Source organism: Xanthomonas hortorum, from assembly GCF_011305375.1.
In the GTDB taxonomy this organism is placed as follows: Bacteria; Pseudomonadota; Gammaproteobacteria; order Xanthomonadales; family Xanthomonadaceae; genus Xanthomonas; species Xanthomonas hortorum_E.
On sequence record NZ_VCME01000017.1, the window covers coordinates 26,870 to 46,058 of the forward strand.

14 protein-coding genes are annotated in these 19,189 nt (G+C 63.6%); 9 read left to right on the forward strand and 5 right to left on the reverse strand.

What is annotated here, in order from left to right; all coding sequences use genetic code 11:
• The first annotated feature begins 207 nt into the window (after positions 1-207).
• The gene (locus FFY45_RS15390) at positions 208-1,188 is read left to right on the forward strand and encodes a zinc-binding dehydrogenase (protein ID WP_176341093.1); all 981 of its coding nucleotides are present in this window, start codon (positions 208-210) and stop codon (positions 1,186-1,188) included.
• Between the two features lie 247 nt (positions 1,189-1,435).
• Here FFY45_RS15390 and FFY45_RS15395 read toward each other — a convergent pair whose 3' ends face one another.
• Positions 1,436-1,639 (reverse strand): YdcH family protein, encoded by a 204-nt coding sequence (locus FFY45_RS15395; protein WP_023905744.1) that lies wholly within the window; start codon positions 1,637-1,639, stop codon positions 1,436-1,438.
• Positions 1,640-1,798: 159 nt separating this feature from the next.
• Here FFY45_RS15395 and FFY45_RS15400 point away from each other — a divergent pair, with 159 nt between their 5' ends.
• On the forward strand, positions 1,799-2,371 hold the full coding sequence (locus tag FFY45_RS15400) for a hypothetical protein (protein ID WP_176341094.1): 573 nt from the start codon (positions 1,799-1,801) through the stop codon (positions 2,369-2,371).
• Positions 2,372-2,565: 194 nt separating this feature from the next.
• Positions 2,566-2,919, forward strand: coding sequence for a ribonuclease E inhibitor RraB (locus tag FFY45_RS15405; RefSeq protein WP_176341095.1), 354 nt, complete (start codon positions 2,566-2,568; stop codon positions 2,917-2,919).
• 87 nt (positions 2,920-3,006) lie between these two features.
• On the opposite strand, the gene FFY45_RS15410 is transcribed toward FFY45_RS15405, so the two are convergent.
• The 4 genes from FFY45_RS15410 to FFY45_RS15425 all read right to left on the reverse strand — a co-directional run bounded on the left by FFY45_RS15410 (position 3,007) and on the right by FFY45_RS15425 (position 9,522).
• Positions 3,007-3,540: a lipocalin family protein gene (locus FFY45_RS15410; protein ID WP_176341134.1), complete on the reverse strand. Its 534-nt coding sequence runs from the start codon at positions 3,538-3,540 to the stop codon at positions 3,007-3,009.
• A 342-nt stretch (positions 3,541-3,882) separates the two neighbouring features.
• Entirely contained in the window at positions 3,883-4,917 is a 1,035-nt protein-coding gene (locus FFY45_RS15415) for a glycoside hydrolase family 43 protein (protein WP_176341096.1), read from the reverse strand.
• A 34-nt stretch (positions 4,918-4,951) separates the two neighbouring features.
• Complete coding sequence (locus tag FFY45_RS15420) at positions 4,952-6,439, reverse strand: MFS transporter (RefSeq protein ID WP_176341097.1); 1,488 nt, start codon at positions 6,437-6,439, stop codon at positions 4,952-4,954.
• Positions 6,440-6,582: 143 nt separating this feature from the next.
• A complete protein-coding gene (locus tag FFY45_RS15425) occupies positions 6,583-9,522 on the reverse strand; it encodes a TonB-dependent receptor (RefSeq protein ID WP_176341098.1) in 2,940 nt (979 codons plus the stop codon).
• A gap of 464 nt (positions 9,523-9,986) precedes the next feature.
• Between FFY45_RS15425 and FFY45_RS15430 the strand changes: the two genes are divergently transcribed.
• The 6 genes from FFY45_RS15430 to FFY45_RS15455 all read left to right on the forward strand — a co-directional run bounded on the left by FFY45_RS15430 (position 9,987) and on the right by FFY45_RS15455 (position 18,999).
• Positions 9,987-11,312 carry an MFS transporter gene (locus FFY45_RS15430; protein WP_176341099.1) on the forward strand — a complete coding sequence of 442 codons (1,326 nt, stop codon included), beginning with the start codon at positions 9,987-9,989 and terminating at the stop codon, positions 11,310-11,312.
• A 10-nt stretch (positions 11,313-11,322) separates the two neighbouring features.
• On the forward strand, positions 11,323-12,312 hold the full coding sequence (locus FFY45_RS15435) for an endo-1,4-beta-xylanase (RefSeq protein ID WP_176341100.1): 990 nt from the start codon (positions 11,323-11,325) through the stop codon (positions 12,310-12,312).
• A gap of 41 nt (positions 12,313-12,353) precedes the next feature.
• Positions 12,354-13,775, forward strand: coding sequence for a glucuronate isomerase (gene uxaC / locus FFY45_RS15440; RefSeq protein WP_176341101.1), 1,422 nt, complete (start codon positions 12,354-12,356; stop codon positions 13,773-13,775).
• A 91-nt stretch (positions 13,776-13,866) separates the two neighbouring features.
• Positions 13,867-16,650, forward strand: coding sequence for a beta-galactosidase GalB (gene galB / locus FFY45_RS15445; protein WP_439333541.1), 2,784 nt, complete (start codon positions 13,867-13,869; stop codon positions 16,648-16,650).
• Positions 16,651-16,766: 116 nt separating this feature from the next.
• Complete coding sequence (locus FFY45_RS15450) at positions 16,767-17,879, forward strand: endo-1,4-beta-xylanase (RefSeq protein WP_255171992.1); 1,113 nt, start codon at positions 16,767-16,769, stop codon at positions 17,877-17,879.
• A gap of 82 nt (positions 17,880-17,961) precedes the next feature.
• Positions 17,962-18,999, forward strand: a complete 1,038-nt coding sequence (locus tag FFY45_RS15455; protein ID WP_176341103.1) for an SMP-30/gluconolactonase/LRE family protein — start codon at positions 17,962-17,964, stop codon at positions 18,997-18,999.
• Positions 19,000-19,189 lie beyond the last annotated feature (190 nt).

Consider the following 19,189-nt stretch of genomic DNA (forward strand, 5'->3'; position numbering starts at 1 on the left):
AGGCGCCCGAAGGGCGGATGAGGGTCGGCCAGCACACAAATCCTCCAGCGCTGCAGCAGACCAACCTCACTACTCGCGCACGCCAACAACTTCACACAGCAGTTCCGTTCGTTTCATCCCTCCCTTGCAGCCCTGCCGATAGCATCGCGCCACCTTTCACAACGATCGGGCGCGTCGCATCAAGAGCGTGCCCGGCAGGAGACGTCCATGCGCGCAGCCATCCACACCCAATTCGGTGACCCCGCCCAGGTGCTCGAACTCGGCGAGCGACCCACGCCGCAGCCGGGCAAGGGCCAGATCCGCATCGCTATGCGCCGTTCGCCGATCCACAACCACGACCTGTGGACCGTGCGCGGCAACTACGGCTACAAGCCCGAACTCCCAGCCATCGGCGGCAGCGAAGCGGGGGGCGTGATCGACGCCCTCGGCGAAGGCGTCGAAGGCCTGCAGGTGGGCCAGCGCGTCGTCGCGGCCGGCGTGCACGAAAGCTGGGCGGAGTTTTTCCTCGCTGAGGCCTCCGGCGTCGTCCCGCTGCCCGACGCACTCGACGATGACCGCGGCTGCCAGTTGATCGCCATGCCGCTGAGCGCCCTCATGCTGATCGAATCCTTGCACGTCAAAAAAGGCGACTGGATCGTGCAGAACACCGCCAACGGCGCGGTCGGCAAGACCGTGGCCATGCTCGCCGCCGCACGCGGCATCAACGTGATCAACCTGGTGCGTCGCGACGCCGGCGTGGATGAGCTGAAAGCGCTGGGCATCGGCAACGCGATCTCCACCGCGCAAGCAGGCTGGCAGGACAAGGCGCGCGCGCTGGCCGGCGAGGCACCGATCGTGCGCGCCATCGACTCGGTCGCCGGCAGCGCGGCCGGCGAGTTGATGGCGCTGCTGGCCGAAGGCGGCGAGCTGATCTCTTTCGGCTCGATGACCGGCGAGCCGCTGCAGATTTCCAGCGGCGATGTGATCTTCAAGCAGGCCAGCGTGCGCGGCTTCTGGGGCAGCAAGGTTACGGCCGCCACCAAGCCCGAGGACAAGCGCCGCATGATCGGCGAACTGCTCAAGGCCGCCGTCGATGGCAGCCTGGCCTTGCCGGTGGAAGCGGTGTTCGATCTGGAAGATGCCGCCAAGGCCGCCGCCGCAAGTGCCGAACCGGGACGCAGTGGCAAGGTCCTGCTACGCGCAGGCTAGGACAAGGGCGCGACTAGCTAGCAGGCCGCATTTAGCCCCAAAAACAAGGAGACAAAGCCCCTCTCCCCCCGGGAGAGGGGTTGGGGTGAGGGTACGGCTCAAGCGACCAACGCGACGAGCCTCAGCTAAAGCCCGCGGTGGCCATCAGACAAACGCTGCTTGCATCACTCAGTGACCCAACTGCCTATCCCCGCGATGCCCATACCAACAACCGCAAAACAAACCCAAGCGGCCGCACGCACCAACCTCACGCCGGCTCGTCAGGCACCAGCTCCATTTCCAACCGCGTAATGCAGTCTTTGAGATGCAGCTTGCGCTTCTTCAAGCGCTTCATCTGCAGCTCGTCGTCCATGTTCGCGGGCACGCGCTGAATCTCCTCGTCCAACGCGCGGTGGGCGCGTCGCAACTCGGCGATCTGCTCGGCAATCTCGGCGGGTGAGAGGGTTTCCACGGCTCCGAGCATACACAAACCGATGCCGGCCGCGTCACCCGCCGCGCTTGCCAAGCTGCCCGAGGCTGCGACAATGCCTGCGCGCCGTTGGGGAAACGGCGGCGCGCCTGATCCCCTCATTGCCGCGCGGCCACGGCCGTCGAGAAAGGAGTCTTTACGATGCGTTTGCGTTCTTCCCTGCTGGCCCTGAGCCTGCTCACCGCCTCCACCCTGGCCACCGCCGCCGACGTCGCCAAGTACGACGGCTTTCTGTGCTGCAACCTGCGCACCGACGGCAGCTGGATCAGCGACAGCAACTACGCCGAAGACGGCAAGCGCGTGCTCCCCGTCGGCACCCCGGTCAGCGTCACCGGTTTCGGCCGCAACCGCGTCAACCTCAAGATCGCCGGCGAAAAGCAATCCATCGGCAACGACTACAGCCGCGACCTGGACAACACCGCCTTCGCCGCCCGCTACATCGTCACCGCCGACCCCAAGCTCAAGCTCGCCACCTTCCCGCCCAAGATTCGCCAGGCGATCAACGATGGCAAGCTCACCGGCGGCATGACCCGCGAACAAGTCCTGATGGCAGTCGGTTACCCGATCAGCAGCGAGAACCCGAATCTGGAAGCTTCGCTGTGGCGCTACTGGCGCGATAGCTTCTCCGAGTACCAGGTGCAGTTCGGCCCCAGCGGCAAGCTGGTCAAGGTCACCGCCGATCCGCAGTTGATGAATTTGATTTGGGTTCCGTGAACTGTCTCGGTGGTCGCGCATCGCGCGGCCACGTGAGCGGCGACTTCATCGCCTCAGCAGGGTGGTGGAAAACCGGGAAAATGGCTGGCTCCAGGAACTGACGTCTGGCTCGCAACGTTACCCAATCAGCACGCGCACAAGCCCGTCGCGACGATTCTTCCTCGGCCAACTGGCTGCCAACGACCGAAGCCACCATGCAACGAAATCCGGATCTGTACCCTAAAGACGATAATGGCGACACCCTTTGGCACATCGCTCAGCAAGGGGTGGATCTTTCGACGCCGCGCGAGATTGCGTTCTCCGTGGTCTTCCCCACGAAGGAGTCTGCATTGGCATTCTCAGTGACGATGCTGCGCTTCGAGCAAAAGGTGCGTTGCTGCCATTACCCGGAAAACACGGCGTTTCCGATGGATGTGACGGTGTATCCGACCATGATTCCGTCGTACAAGGCGATTTCGGCGTTCGAGGAAGAGTTGGCAACAGAGGCCAAGCCGTTGGGAGGTTTGAATGACGGATGGGAGTTTTCTGCGGATGAAAAGAACGTCTAACGCAGGCGGTGTGCGAGAGCCTGCGATGCAGATACTGCATCGCTGAGCGCGTCGCACCTTTCTACCGCATCGGCCCTTTTTGCCGCATCAGCGCTGCGACTGTGGTACGCGGCGCAGCTGTGACACGTCGTAGCCCATTGCAGCGATACGTTTAACAGCCTGCTGATAGTCGGCATCGGAGACCTGCGGGGTACGTGCCATGTACCAGACGTAGTCGCGCTTGCTGCGTGCCACGATGGTCTGCGCGTAATCTGCATCTCGCCAGGCGATCACGTACTCGGCCTTGAACGGCCAGAAGAATTGCATGCTCCACAGCGCGCCATTGCCATCCTTTGCGACCTCGCCGATCGGATGCATGGACTTGAGCGGCGCCTCGAAACTTCCCTTGCGGAATGTAAACGTGGTCTGGATGCGGCCATCCGGTCGCAGCGCATAGCGCTCCACGGCATCGTAGGCCTTGCGCTCGGGCCGGGTAGGAATGTGCGCGATGACGTACCAGTCGCCCATGAAGCGTGGCACGTCAACAGTGTCTGCGCGGGGCAGTGCAGCGCGTGAATCGCTTGCGCTGGCATTCCCGTAGACCGCGAGCGTCAGTAACAACAGCATCGAACGATGTCGCATGGCAACCTCCATCAAAAGAGCACTTACATGGCCTACGTAGCTGCAATGCGCTTGGATGCAGCCCCATGCGATGCAGTTCCGGCCCAGGCGCAAGCTGGCCCTGTGTGCGAGTAGCACGACGGTACCGTGCGAGAAGTCGTGGCAGCGTTGAGGAGCGAGATCCAAGAGTTGCGCAGACGGCAGGAAACGCGCGATCAGAAAGCCGTGAGGATTGGTTCGACGATCGGCCATAGTGAGGACCACGACGCGCCTGGAACCTTGGCAATGATTCTTTCGTGCAGTGCTGGCGGGTGCGCTATGACGCCTTGACGGAATCTCGGGAAGGGGCTGCCCAACAACGCATCACCACGGCGATACCGCGTCTTCCCCATACGGATAAATCGTCGCGATCTTTCCATCCGCATCGTGCTCCAGCGATGCCATCTTGATGCTGCGTAGATGCGTCTGCCCGCCCGACAAAACAGCATCGTGATAGAACAGATACCACTGGCCTTCGAAGGCGCAGATGGAGTGGTGGGTGGTCCAGCCGATCACCGGGGCGAGCAGCACGCCTTGATAAGTAAACGGGCCGTACGGCGTGTCGCTGGTGGCGTAGCAGATCAGATGCGTGTCGCCGGTGGAATACGACAGGTAATAGCGGCCGGCGTGGTGATGGACCCAGGGGCCTTCGAAGAAGCGGCGGGCATGGTCGCCGGCGCGTAGCGGGGTGCCGTGTTCGTCGAGGATGACGAGCTCGCGGGTGGGTTCGGCCAGTTGGGTCATGTCCTCGTGCAGGCGCGCGACGCGTGGGCCGAGTGCGCGTGCGTCGTCTGCGGGTTCCTGGTTGGTTTGGTCGTAGACGTTGTCGCGGTAGTGCTGCAGCTGGCCGCCCCAGATGCCGCCGAAGTACAGGTAATGCGCGCCGTCGTGGTCGGCGAACACGGCCGGGTCGATCGAGTAGGTGCCTGCGATGGGCTCGGGTTCGGCAACGAACGGGCCTTCGGGGCGATCGCCCACCGCCACACCGATCTGGAAGATGCCATCGGCGCGTTTTGCCGGGAAATATAGGTACGTGCGGCCGTCGCGCTGCGCGGCATCCGGCGCCCACATCTGTCGCTGCGCCCAGGGGACGTCGCGCACGTGCAGCACTTGCCCGAGGTCTTCCACCGGCGCGTTGGGATGCGCCATCCGGAACACGTGGTAGTCGGCCATGTCGAAATGCGAGCCATCATCGCTGAAGGCAACGCCGGCGTCGATGTCGTGCGAGGGATACAGGTACAGCGCGCCGTCGAACACGTGTGCGGAAGGGTCGGCGGTGTACAGGTGGGTGACCAGCGGTGCGGAAATGGCGGTGCGCGCCAGCGCCTGCAGTGCATCGGAGTGCAGTTCATCGGACATGCGCGTACCTGTGCATGAAGTGGGAGGGAGGGCGTCAGCTGGTGGCGAGCGGTGCGCTGCGTCGGCGCACGCCCAGCTCGTGTTCGATGCGGGTTTCCAGCGTCTTGTCGATTTCGTACAGCGCCAGCAACGCGGTGCCGAGCAGGAACGGGATGGAGGCGTACACGCTGATGGCCAGGCGAATGCCGCTCGTCACTGCATCGCTTTGCAGCGGCAGGGCGGCGTTGTAGCCATAGAACGCCAGGATGCCGGCGACCAGTGCGCCGCCGACGCTCAGGCCGATCTTCAGCCCGCACAACATCGCCGAGAAGATGATGGCGGTGGCGCGGCGGTGATTCTTCCACTCGGAGTAATCGGCCACGTCGGCGATCATCGCCCACAGCAGCGGGATGGTGATGCCGTAGAAGAAGCCGTGCAGTACGTAGGAGGCGAACACCCAGCCGATCGCATCCGGCGGGTACACGTAGAACGCCAGCAGAAACACGGTAGAAATCAGCAGCGCGCCACCGAACACGTTGCGCTTGCCGTAGCGGTCTGCCAAGCGCTTTGAAAAACCGATACCCACGATCATCGCCAGAATGCCGCCGGCACTGAATACGCTAAATGCGGATGTCGGCGCATCCTGCGGCCACTGCAGTGCGCTCATGCCGGCACCGGTCAACACACTGTTGATGCCGCCGATAAAGCGGTTGAAGCCTGCGTGATCCAGAAACAGCGTCAATGCGTTCGCATCGAGGTAGTACTTGAAGTAGTAGATATACATCCCGCCCTTCATGGCGAGATTGATGAAGACCAGGATGGTCAGCGTCAGCATCACCAGCCAGGGCTTGTTACGGACCAGATCGGTGAGGTCCTGGCGCACGCTGGTGCGCTGTTCGCTGATCGGCAGCACGCGCTCGCGCGTGGTGAAAAAGGTGATCAGAAAGCACAGTGTGCCGACGGCGGCGAACAAGGCCATGGTGTTGCGAAAGCCCTGCGCCTTGTCGCCGTTGCCCAGAATCAACACCAGCGGCAGCAGCAGCACCTGGATCACGAACTGCGCCAGGGTCACCGCCAGAAAGCGATACGCCGACAGACTGTTGCGTTGCTCCATGCTGCCGGTGAGCACGCCGCTCAATGCCGAATACGGCAGGTTGTTGGCCACATACACCAGCATCAACAAGGTGTAGGTAGCGAAGGCGTATGCGATCTTGCCCTGCTCGCCGAGTGCAGGCGTGTTGAATGCGGCCAGAGACAACGCACCGAACGGCACTGCCGTCCACAAGATCCACGGCCGGAACTTGCCCCAGCGTGTGCGCGTGCGATCGGCCAGGATGCCGATGATGGGCGTGAACACGAACGCGCCAAGCATGCCCACCACAAAGATCAGGGTGGCTGCCACACTCGCCGGGATGCGAAACACATCGGTGTAGAAGAACGCCAGAAAAGTGACCAGCGTCTGGAAGATCAGATTGGCCGCCAGGTCGCCCAGGCTGTAGCCGATCTTTTCGCGCAAGGAGAGCTGCTGTGAGCGATCGTTCATGAGGTGGGGCGGGGCTCAAGGAGTGCTGCGGAAAACGCCGCGGTGCGCGCTACTTCGCCGGTCGCGATGGGGATGATCGCGACGGCGAAGACAGCACTAGGAGTGGCTAACAAAACGTAGCGCAGTAGTGTTGATAGCCACTCCTAGAAGGTACCGCGGATGCCGAGCATGACGGTTCGCCCGGGCTCGTACAGATCGTAGGTGGCGTTGGGCCAGGCGTAGGTGGTGCGCAGCGGTTCGTCGGTGAGGTTGGTGACGTTGAGGGTGATCTGCGGCTTGGACGGCAACGATTCCAGCGTGTAGCTGGCCGACAGATCCAGCTGGCCGCGCGCATCGGCGTTGAGGCGCGCGTAGGGGATGCCGTTCTGGTTGGCGCCGGAGATCACCATGTCGTCGTTCCAGGTGTAGGACAGGCGCACCGAGGCGGCGTCTTTTTCCCAGTACACAGTGCCGTTCCACAGGTTCGGCGCAACACCGACCGCCACCGCCGGAATGCCTTCGCCTTCGGAGGATTGGGTGACGTGCGTGTAGTTCACGCTGAAGCCCATGCCGTCGACCAGCTTGTCCAATGGTTGCACCCAGATCGCCTCGGTGCCGCGGATATTGAGCACGCCATCGGCGTTGACCTGGGTCTGCACATCCACGGTGGCCGCATTCGGGCCGCCGCGCTGGTCCAGGCCGGCTTGCTGGATCGGCAGCAGGCTCTCGTACGGCACGCCGAGGTCGTTGAACGGAATGCGCCGCACCCCATTGACGGTGAAGCCGCTGATGCGCTTGTTGAACAGCGTCAGGCCCACATAGCCCTCGCCGCCGGTGTACCACTCGCCGCCGAAATCCACGTTGGTGGACAGATACGGTGCCAGATTCGGATTGCCCTGCGTTGCGGTCTGCGCGGAGGGGTCGCTGAAGTTGGTATTGGGCAGCATCGCGCTGGGGTCGGGCCGGGTGAGCGTGCGCGAGCTGGACAGGCGCAGCACCACGTTGTCGGCCACATCCCAGGCGGCGTTGAACGAGGGCAGGGTTTCCTTGTAATCCGAATCCAGCACCTGGATGCGGCGGATGCCATTGATGGTGACCGGGCCGGTGATGGTCTGGTCGGTGGTCACATAGCGCACGCCGGCATTGAAGCGCAGCGTGCGGTTCCACACTTCGGTTTCTGCGTTGGTTTCGATATAGAAACCCCAGTTCTTTTCGCGGATGCCGCCGGCCGAGGCGCCGGTGTTGGCGGAGTTGGTTTCCGGTGCGGAATCGCGCAGCGCGTAATAGTTGGTGTCGCCGAGGAAGCGGTTGAAATCGGCGGTGATAAAGCCGTCCGGACCGGGCCGCAAATAGCCGGCCAGGGCCGCATTCGGTACTGCCGAACCGGGGCCGCCGTTACACACGTTGCCGCCACCGCCGCGGCAGACCACCTGCTCCCAGGCGATGCTGTTGTCGAAGCCGCGAATGGTGCGCTCGGCCTGGTCGTAGGCGGCGCCGATCTTGATGTTGCGCTTGTCTTCGCCGAACTGCAGGTCTGCGCGTCCACCACGCGTCTCGGTCACGCGTTTTTCGTTCTGGATATTGACCCGGCCGCCGTTCCAGCCCCAGCCCAGATTGGGGTCGTTGAGATCGAGCGGGCTGGTGATCGACGGGCGGTCGCCGCCTTCATTGCGGTAGTCAACGGTGGTGAACGGCGAGGTGACCAGGATGCTGGGCGACTCACGATCCAGCCAGCTGCGTGTGGCATTGGCCTGCACGTTGAGCTTGATGTCCTGCTCGGCGCCGAACAACAGTTCCGCGCCCGGGTTGACGCTCCAGAACTTGACCTCTTCGCGATACGGGCGGGCTTCCAGAAAGTACTGCGCATTGGCGAAGGTGGCGCTGGTGACCACGTTGTTCTGATCCAGCTGCATGCCGAGCGGGATCATGTTGCCGTTGCGGCCGATCAGATTCATGCTGATCCGCTCGGTGGTGCGCTTGGCCTCCGAGTACAGCGTATCCAGGTAGAAATGCATGCTGTCGGACGGGCGCCATTCCAGCGACATCACCGAGGCGTCGCGGTCGCGGTCGCCATTCATGTAGACGCTGCGGCCCAGGCGAGGAATCAATGCGTCGCTGATCTGGTCGATGCTCAGGCCCGGGTTGCGTGCGAGCAACCAGGCCGCGTCGATGGTTTCGCCGGTGGTGAGGCCGCTGCCGGCGGTGGCCGGCACGCGATCGGGAATGCGCCAGTTACCGCCGCCATTGACGTTGCACGCGGCCGGCTGATTGGTGGCCGGCGTGCCTGCAGGCGGGGTGAGGCCGCATTGGGTGTAGGTGAGGCCCGGGTTGGTCCAGCCCACGCTTTCGAAGCCGCGCACGCCGAGCTTGCCGCGCACCGAGGCCACGCCCAGCAATGCGCCGAAGGTGCCTTCCTCGTTGGTCCAGCTACCCATGAAGGCGCCGCGTGGGGTGGTCTTTTCGCTGGTGCTGTTCCAGTCGGCCTGCGCCTGATAGGTGAAGTGCACGCCGGGGCGATCGAACGGGCGTGCGCTGCGCATGTCCACCACGCCGGAGACGCCGCCTTCGAGCATGCTCGCGGTGGGCGTCTTGCTCACGGTGAGCTGGGTGAAGAACTCGGTGGGGAACAGGTTCAGATCGACTTCGCGGTTCTGGTTCTGCGCATTCAAGCCGATCGAAGCGGTGGCGATGCTGGCGCCGTTGAGCGTGGTCTTGGTGAAGCTGGTGCCCAGGCCGCGGATGGCGATGTTGAGACCTTCGCCATTGACGTCGCGCGAGAGCTGCACGCCGGGGATACGGTTGAGCGACTCGGCGATGTTCATGTCCGGAAACTTGCCGATGTCTTCGGCAAACACGGTGTCGGCAAAGCCCACCGAATCGCGCTTGGCATCGGTGGAAAACTGGATGCTGCGTCGGTAGCCGGAGACGGTGACGGTATCGAGCTGGGTCACCGCATCGCCGCTGGCGGTTGTAGCCGGCGGGGGTTGCGTGGTCGTTGCGCTGGTGGCGTCGGTGGACTGGGCCAAGGCGGCCGTGCTGGCCATGCCCAGCAGGATGGACCCCAACGCGCAGGACAACGCGGTTTGTGCGTAGCTGTTCTTCACCGTAATCCCTTCCCTAACAGGTGAGCGGATGTCCCACGCATCGCCCCTGCGCAGGGAGTGCCGCTGCCGATGCGCGGCGCGACGATGATGCGATGGGGGAGACGGGCGATCAGTGGTGGCGGATGTTAGCGCTACCAAATTCAGAACATCACGCTGCAGGGCAGCATAGATGCTGGGGCATAGCGGCGAATGTGGCAGTAGCGCTTATCGAGACGGTCTTGAACGTCGGCGCACAACTGGCGTGCTGCACTGCGCGATGGATTTTACCGGACGGCGTGGTAATGGTAGCGCTATCACCCGTGGCGCAAGGCCACCTTTGTGCAGGTGCAGTGGTCGATGAATCGAACCGAAGAATACGGCAGCAATGCGCCGAACTGCCCCGGACATGCGGCAGCGCATTGCAGTGGTGGTTGTGCGATTGCCCATCGCACGCTGCGCTTAGCTGCGTTGCGGCGCTCAGGCGCATGAGCGAGCTGCCGCAGGCGGTTGCACCTGCCGGCACGCTGGCACGCCTGGGCCGCGTGCGCTGGCGTGTGTGCGCATTGCTGCTCGCCGCCACCACCATCAACTATGTCGACCGCCAGGTGCTTGGCGTGCTGGCGCCGTTTCTGCAGACGCAGATCGGCTGGAACGAAATCCAGTATGGCTACATCGTCACCGCATTCCAGGCCGCCTACGCGCTGGGCTTGTTGTGCAGCGGTGCGGTGATCGATCGCTTCGGCACCCGCATCGGCTATGCGCTGGCGATCGGCATCTGGAGCCTGGCGGCGATGGGGCATGCGCTGGCCACCACAGTGGTGGGATTTGCGATTGCGCGCTTCTTTTTGGGGCTGGGCGAGTCCGGCAACTTCCCCGCCGCGCTCAAGACGGTGGCCGAATGGTTCCCGCGTCGCGAGCGCGCCCTGGCCACCGGCATCTTCAATTCCGGCTCCAATATCGGCGCCATCGTCGCGCCGTTGCTGGTGCCGCTGATCGCCACCGCCTGGGGTTGGCAGGCGGCATTTCTGTTCACCGGCGTGCTCAGCGCAACGTGGCTGGTGGTGTGGTGGCTGAGCTATCACCCGCCCGAGCAGCAACCGGGTTTGTCGTCTGCCGAGTTGGCGCATATCCGCAGCGATGCGCATGAGCCGGTGCAACGGCGGCTGTCGTGGTTGCAGGTGCTGCGGCATCGTCAAGCATGGGCCTTCGTGCTGGGCAAGTTCATCACCGACCCGATCTGGTGGTTCTTCCTGTTCTGGCTGCCGAAATTCCTGCATGCCGAATACGGCTTGAGTCTGTTGCAACTGGGCGCGCCATTGATCGTGATCTTTGTGCTTGCCGATATCGGCAGCATCGCCGGGGGCTGGGTCGCCGGGCGCTTCATTGCGCGAGGTTGGAGCGTCAACCGGGCGCGCAAGACCGCGATGCTGATCTGCGCAATTTTGGTAGTGCCGATCGTGTTCGCCGCACGTGCAGACAACCTGTGGGTGGCGGTCGGTTTGATCGGCCTGGCCACCGCCGCGCATCAGGGCTGGTCGGCCAACCTGTTTACGCTGCCGTCGGACATGTTTCCGCGCCATGCGGTCGCCACCGTGGTCGGCATCGGTGGCTTTGCCGGCGCAGTCGGTGGCATGGTGATCGCCACGTTTATCGGTTTTTTGTTGCAGGCCACCGGCAGCTACGTGCCGGTGTTCCTGATGGCGGGCTCGGCGTATCTGCTGGCGCTGGCGGTGGTGCACATGCTGGTGCCACGCTTGGAGCCAGCGCAGCTACCGGCAGACGCCGCAGCAGCCGCCAACGCATCTTCCTGAGGGGATCATCATGCACCTACGCAGACTGACAGCCGGGTTGTTGTTCGCAGCGAGCATTGCAGCGGGCGCGCACGCAGCGCCGCTGGCATCCGGTGCGTCCAAATTCCTGGGCAGCGCCTACAGCCCGCAACAGGCGGCAGGGTTCGCGCAGTACTGGAACAAGCTCACACCCGAGAACAGCGGCAAGTGGGGCAGTGTGGAAGCGGTGCGCGACCAGATGGATTGGAGCGGGCTGGATACCGCCTACAAGCTGGCCAAGACCAACGGTATGCCGTTTCAGATGCATGTGATGGTGTGGGGCAATCAGCAACCGGAGTGGATCAAGACCTTGCCGCCGGCCGAGCAACGCCGCGAGATCGAGCAGTGGTTTGCTGCGGTGGCGCAGCGTTATCCGGAGATCGACCTGCTGGAAGTGGTCAACGAACCGCTCAACGACCCGCACAGCAAAAACGACACCGGTGGCGGCAACTACCTGCAGGCGCTGGGCGGCAACGGCGCCAGCGGTTGGGAGTGGGTGCTGCAATCATTTCGGCTCGCCCGCCAGCACTTTCCGCGTGCGCGGCTGATGATCAACGACTACAGCATCACCAACAACCCGCAGGCCACGCAGAAGTATTTGCAGATCGTGCAACTACTGCAGCGCGAGCAGCTGGTCGATGCCATCGGCATCCAGGAGCACGCCTTCGAGACCACCCCGAATGTGGCGATGTCGGTGCATCGCGCCAATCTCGATGCGTTGGCTGCAACCGGCTTGCCGATCTACATCACCGAGTTCGATCTGGACGGGCCAAGCGATGCGCAGCAACTGGCCGACTACCAACGCGTGTTCCCGGTGTTTTGGGAACACCCAGCGGTGCACGGCATCACGCTGTGGGGCTTTCGACCCGGGCTATGGCGCGACAAGGAAGCGGCCTATCTGATTCGCGCCGATGGCAGTGAACGGCCGGCGCTGACCTGGCTGCGTAGTTACGTGGCCGCAGATCGCAACCCCACGCCGTGAGCGTTGCGCCACTCACTTTCCGTTTGTTTGTTGACTGACTTATGCCCACGCCCACACCACTGACCCTGCACGACGACCGTCTGTTCCCCGCCGACCCTGGCACGCGTGCAATTGCGCGCCGTCTGTATGCGCAGATCGCCGCGCTGCCGATCATCAGCCCGCACGGCCATACCGACCCGGCGTGGTTCGCCACCGATGCGACGTTCGCCAACGCCACCGAGTTGTTGCTGGTACCGGACCACTACGTGTTCCGCATGCTCTACAGCCAGGGCATCGCGTTGGATGCCTTGGGCATCCCGCGTGCGGATGGATCGCGTGCAGCGGCAGATCCACGCGCAGCGTGGCGCGTGTTCGCGGAGCACTACACGCTGTTGCGCGGCACGCCATCTGCGTTGTGGCTCAATCATGTATTCCACGATGTGTTCGATCTGCGTGTCCGGCTGGATGCCGGCACTGCCGATCATTACTACGACCACATCACCGCAGCCTTGCAGACGCAGGCATTTCGCCCGCGTGCGTTGTTCGAGCGTTTCAATATCGAGGTGATTGCCACCACCGAATCGCCGTTGGATACGCTGCAACATCACGCCACCATTCGAGACAGCGGTTGGAAGGGACGCGTGCTCACCGCATACCGGCCAGACCCGGTGGTCGACCCCGAACACGAGCAGTTTGCCGGCGCGCTACAGCAGTTCGGCGCGCTCACCGGGGAGGATGTGCTGAGCTGGCAAGGTTACTTACGTGCGCATCGGCAACGCCGCGCGTTCTTCGCCGCACATGGCGCAACCTCGACCGACCACGGCCACCCCAGTGCGGCCACCGCAGATCTGTCGCCGGACGAAGCACAGCGCTTGTTCGATACCGTGGTGCGCGGTGCGGCGACACCCGCGCAGGCCGAGCTGTTCCGCGCGCAGGTGCTGACCGAGATGGCGGCGATGAGCCTGGACGACGGCCTGGTGATGCAGCTGCATCCGGGCTGTTTTCGCAATCACAACCGGCAGCTGTTTCAGACCTTTGGGCGCGACAAGGGCGCCGATATTCCGATGCGCACCGATTATGTGCATGCGCTCAAGCCGCTGCTGGATCGGTTCGGCAACGACCCGCGCTTGCGGCTGATCGTGTTCACGCTGGACGAAACCAGCTACAGCCGCGAGCTAGCGCCGTTGGCCGGGCATTACCCCTCGCTGCTGCTCGGGCCGGCGTGGTGGTTTCATGACGCACCGGAGGGCATGTGGCGCTTTCGCGAGCAGACCCTGGCCAGCGCCGGCTTCTACAACACCGTGGGCTTCAACGACGATACGCGTGCGTTCCTGTCGATTCCCGCGCGGCACGATGTGGCGCGGCGTGTGGACAGCGCGTTCCTGGCCAAGCTCGTTGCCGAGCATCGGCTGGATGAGGATGAAGCGGCTGAGGTCGCGATCGATCTGGCGTATCGCTTGCCAAAGCAGGCTTACAAGTTGTGAGGGTGAGTGGCGCGCAGTGTAGCGATGCCTTCCCGCGTGCGTGTGGAGTCTTTACATCGAGCGCATGCGTCTGGTCGGAGGGAGTAGCGACATGATGCGCGTAGAGATCTGGTGCGCGCTGAAGCGCCGTGTTGCCGAACGCAGCGTGCTTGTTGCACAGGTCGTGTTCGTCTGCCTCTGCGCCACGCTTCCTGTGTTGCCCGCACTGGCGGCACCACCGGCGGCAACCGAGACACCGCGCGAGCGTGTCTCGCTCAACGCGCAATGGCGCTTCCATCGAGGCGATCCTCCTGGCAATCGCGAAACCCTGGACTACGATGTGCGTCCACAAGTGGTGCGTAGCGAAGACGGCAAGGTGGCCGATGCGCAACCCGAGCAGGCGCAGCACATCGATGCCGCCGTAACACGCGTGCTCAAATCGTGGATCCTGCCTACAGCCAACAACCTGATTGCAGATCCCGCGAAACGACACAAACGCCCGCCCGGCAATCCCGGCGGCACTGTTGCTTTCGTGCAGCCGCAGTTCGACGACAGCGGTTGGGAGCCGGTGGACCTGCCGCACGATTGGGCGATTGCCGGGCCGTTCCTGGCAGATGGTCCCTATGGCGGCATGGGGCGCCTGCCTAGCTGGGGCATCGGTTGGTATCGCAAGAATCTGGACATTCCGGCCGGCGATCGCGACCGCTCGTTGTATCTCGATCTCGATGGCGCGATGGCGTATGCCACGGTCTGGCTCAACGGCAAGCTGGTCGGCGGTTGGCCATACGGCTACAGCTCCTGGCGCGTTGACCTGACTCCGTACGTAGTGCCTGGCGGGCGAAATCAGCTGGCGATTCGTCTGGACAACCCGCCGGATTCGGCGCGCTGGTATCCGGGTGGCGGGCTGTATCGCAATGTGTGGTTGACCAAGGCAGCGCCGCTGCATATCGCGCAGTGGGGCACGCAACTGACCACGCCGCAGGTGTCGGTACAGACCGCGCAGGTGCAGCTGGCGGTCACGCTGGACAATGCCGCGCGTAACGCGGTGCACGCCGAAGTCAGTACCGCGATCTATGTGCTTGACGATGCACACGGCACGCGTAGCGGTGAGCCTGTCGCGCGCATTGCGCCATTGCAGGTTGACGTGCCTGGCGGCGGTACGGCGCGCGTGCAAGGCAGCACGCAGATTGCGTCGCCGCGGCTGTGGGGACCGCCACCTACGCAGCAACCGCATCGCTATCTGGCCGTAACCGAAGTCAGCCAGAACGGGCGCGTGGTGGATCGCTATGAAACACCGTTCGGCATCCGCAGCATCGTGTTCGATGCCGACAAGGGCCTGCTGGTCAACGGCGAACATGTGCCGATTCGTGGCGTGAACAATCATCACGATCTCGGCGCGCTGGGTGCAGCGTTCAATGTGCGCGCCGCCGAGCGGCAACTGCAGTTGCTGCAGCAGATGGGCGCCAATGCCATTCGCATGAGCCATAACCCGCCCGCGCCGGAATTACTGGAGCTGACCGACCGTATGGGCCTGCTGGTGGTGGACGAGGTGTTCGACAGCTGGGAGATGAAGAAGACCCCGCTGGATTTCCACCTGGTGTTCCCGCAGTGGCACGAGCCGGACCTGCGCGCGATGCTGCGGCGCGACCGCAATCATCCTTCGGTGATCCTGTGGAGCGTGGGCAACGAAGTCGGCGAGCAATACACCGGCGAGCAGGGCGCGGCGATCGCGCGCACGCTGCATGCCATCGTGCATGACGAAGACCCAACGCGCCCGGCCACCGTGGCGATGAACTACGCCTCGCCCGAGATGCCGTTGCCCGCTGCGCTGGATGTCATCAGCCTCAATTATCAGGGCGAGGGCATTCGCGACACGCCGGAGTTCGCAGGCACCGAGCGCATCCGCAAACAGCCGCAATATCCGGCGTTTCATCGCAAGTTTCCGCACAAGGCGATTCTCAGTAGCGAGACCGCCTCGGCATTGAGCAGCCGCGGTGTGTATCTGTTTCCGGTGACGCCGGATACCAGCGCACCGGTGCGCGACGGACGTGGCGGCGACTCGGTCGCGCATCAGGTCAGCGCCTACGAATTGCATGCAGTGGACTTCGGTTCCAGCGCCGACAAGGTCTTCGCTGCACAGGACCAGCATCCGTATGTCGCGGGCGAGTTCGTGTGGACCGGCTTCGACTATCTGGGCGAACCCACGCCGTACTACAGCTCGCGCAGTTCCTACTCCGGCATTTTCGATCTGGCCGGTTTTCCCAAGGATCGCTACTGGCTGTATCAATCGCGTTGGCGCCCTGACCTGCCGATGGCGCATCTGCTGCCGCACTGGACCTGGCCCGGTCGCGAGGGCCAGGTCACGCCGGTGCATGTGTTCACCTCGGGCGATGAGGCCGAGGTGTTCGTCAATGGCGTGTCGCAGGGGCGCAAGCGCAAGGCGCCGCTACAGTATCGGTTGCGCTGGGATGAGGTGGTGTACCAACCAGGCGAGCTGCGGGTACAGGCCTACAAGGATGGCAAGCCCTGGGCCAGCGATCGTGTGCAGACCGCCGGCATCGCCGCGCGCATGCAGGTGACGCCCGATCGCAGCACCATCCATGGCGATGGGCAGGACCTGAGTTTCGTCACTGTGCGTCTGCTCGATCGCGCCGGACGCCCTGCACCAACCGCCGGTGATCGTCTGCGTTTTCGCATCGAAGGACCGGGTGACTTGATCGCCACCGACAATGGCGATCCGACCAATCTGGAATCGTTCGCTTCGCCGCAACGCAACGCCTTCAACGGGCTGTGTCTGGCCATCGTGCGTGCAAATGCCGGTGCGCGTGGGACGATCACGGTCCATGTCGAGTCCGACACCTTGCAAGCGGCCAGTGCGCAGGTGGTGGTGGAGTGATGGAGCTATCGATGACGCAGTGCATGCATTACCTCAACAGGAACCCAGCGATGCAGTACAACCCCAAGGGTCCAGCAACGCGCTTGCGTTTCGGTTTGGCCCTCATCTGCGCCGTCATGGCGCTGCCAGCACTTGCTGCATGCGACACCCGCAGCACTTCGCTCAAGCACGCCTACGCCGACGGCTTCCTGATCGGCACTGCCGTCAATGCCGACATCGTCTCCGGCAACGACGCTGCCTCTGCCGCGCTGGTCGCTTGCCACTTCAATGCCATCACTGCCGAGAACGTGATGAAGGCCGAAGTGGTCGCGCCGCGGCCCGGCGTGTTCGATTTCAGTGCGGCCGATGCCTTCGTTGCCTATGGGCGCCGTCATGAGATGTTCGTGATCGGCCATACCCTGGTCTGGCATAACCAGACGCCGGAGTGGTTCTTCGTCGATGCACAGGGCAACCCCAACACCGCCGACGCGCAGCTGGAACGCATGCGCGCGCACATCGAACGCGTGGCAGGGCGCTACGCGGGCAAGGTGCAGGCCTGGGATGTGGTCAACGAGATCATCGACGAAGACGGCAGTTATCGCGCCACCAGCTGGGTGCAGCGCGTGGGCGACGGCGACACCGTGGTGCGCAATGCCTTCACCTTCGCGCAGCGTTATGCACCCGATGCGCAGCTGTACTACAACGACTTCAATGCCTGGCGTCCTGCCAAGCGCGACGGCATCGTGCGCATGGTCAAGATGCTGCAGCAATCCGGTATCCGCATCGATGGCGTCGGCATGCAAGGGCATTGGGGGCTCGACTATCCCAGCCTGCGCGATATCGAAGATGCCATCGACGCCTATGCCGCGCTCGGCATCAAGGTGATGATCACCGAGCTGGATGTCGATGTGTTGCCACTCACCAAGGAAGGCCAGGTCATCGGGACCGGGCTTGCGCACAAGCAGTTCCAGCTGCCGGAATTCAAGCGCTTTCTCGATCCGTATCGCGATGGCTTGCCGCCCGAAGTGCAAGCGCAACTTCGCGATCGCTATGCCGAACTGTTCGCGCTGTTCTGGCGCAAGCGCGACAAGCTCGCGCGCGTGAGCGTGTGGGGCGTTACCGACGGCATGTCGTGGAAGAACGATTACCCCGTGCCCGGCCGTACCAACTACCCGCTGCTGTTCGATCGCAACTACCAGCCCAAACCGGCAGTGGATGCGGTGTTGGCGGTGCCTGCGGGCGAGAGCTAGCGCTAGCGCGTTTGCCAACGTGCGCAGGAACCCTGCACACGCATGGTGGCATCATGGCCCGACTTCGTTACTGGACTGACCGATGCGCTTGCCGCCCTATCTGCTATTGGCCGTTCCGCTGCTGGCGATTCTTGCCGCCTGCACCAAAAAAGACGCACCGCCGCCGCGCTTTCCTGCGATCGGGCAGCTGAAAACCTTCGATCGCAGCTTCAGCGATGTGATCGCAAGCGACGCGCGCATCGAGAAGCTCACCGAAGGCTTCAGCTGGTCCGAGGGCCCCGCATGGGTGCGCAACGGGGGCTATCTGTTGTTCACCGATGTGCCGGAAAACAAGCTCTATCGCTGGTCTGAAGATGCAGGGTTATCGGTGTTTCTGTCGCCCTCCGGTTACAGCGGCCCGGAGCAGGCCACGCTGCGCGAAGCGGGCGCCAACGGCCTGTATGCCGAACCGGGCGGCACCGTGTTGCTGGCAGATTCCGGCACGCGCATCGTCGCCAGGCTCGACCCGGCCACGCGCAAGAAGACACCGCTGGCGACGCAGTTCGAAGGCCATCGCTTCAACAGTCCCAACGATCTGGTCCGCCGCCGCGACGGCGTGGTGTTCTTCACCGACCCGCCATACGGCTTGAAAGGCATGAACGATTCGCCGGTCAAGGAGCTGCGCTTCAATGGCGTCTATCGCCTGGATACCGACGGCAGCGTGCACCTGCTGGACGACAGCCTGAGCTTGCCCAATGGCATCGCGCTCTCGCCCGACGAGCGCACCTTGTACGTAGCCAACTCCGATCCGCAGCGCCCGATCTGGATGGCCTACGCGCTCGACGCAACCGGTGCGGTGACCGGCAAGCGCGTGTTTGCCGACGCCTCCGATCTGGTGGCCAAGGATGCGCCCGGCCTGCCCGACGGCATGGCGGTCTCCGCCGACGGCCACCTGTTCGCCACCGGCCCCGGCGGCGTCATCGTGTTCGCCCCCGACGGCCGCAGGCTGGGCCGCATCGAAACCGGCGAAGCCATCTCCAATTGCGCCTTCGGCAACGACGGCCACACGCTGTACATGACCTCGCACGCAATGCTGGCGCGGGTGCGCGTCAAAGCACTTGGGTTGGAATTCACAAAGTAGCCTGCCGGGTGACAAATAGCTCAACCTCAAGCTGCCTCTACATGTGGAGCGCAGCACGCATCGAACGCAGTCCCGACACTTTGTGGATGCGATGTCCTGACCGACCCAGTTCTGTAGCCGGCGACCTTGAATTCTTCGGTGTACGACCCTAAACTCGCGCTCAAGTGGACTGGGGGTTCCCGGTCGGCGT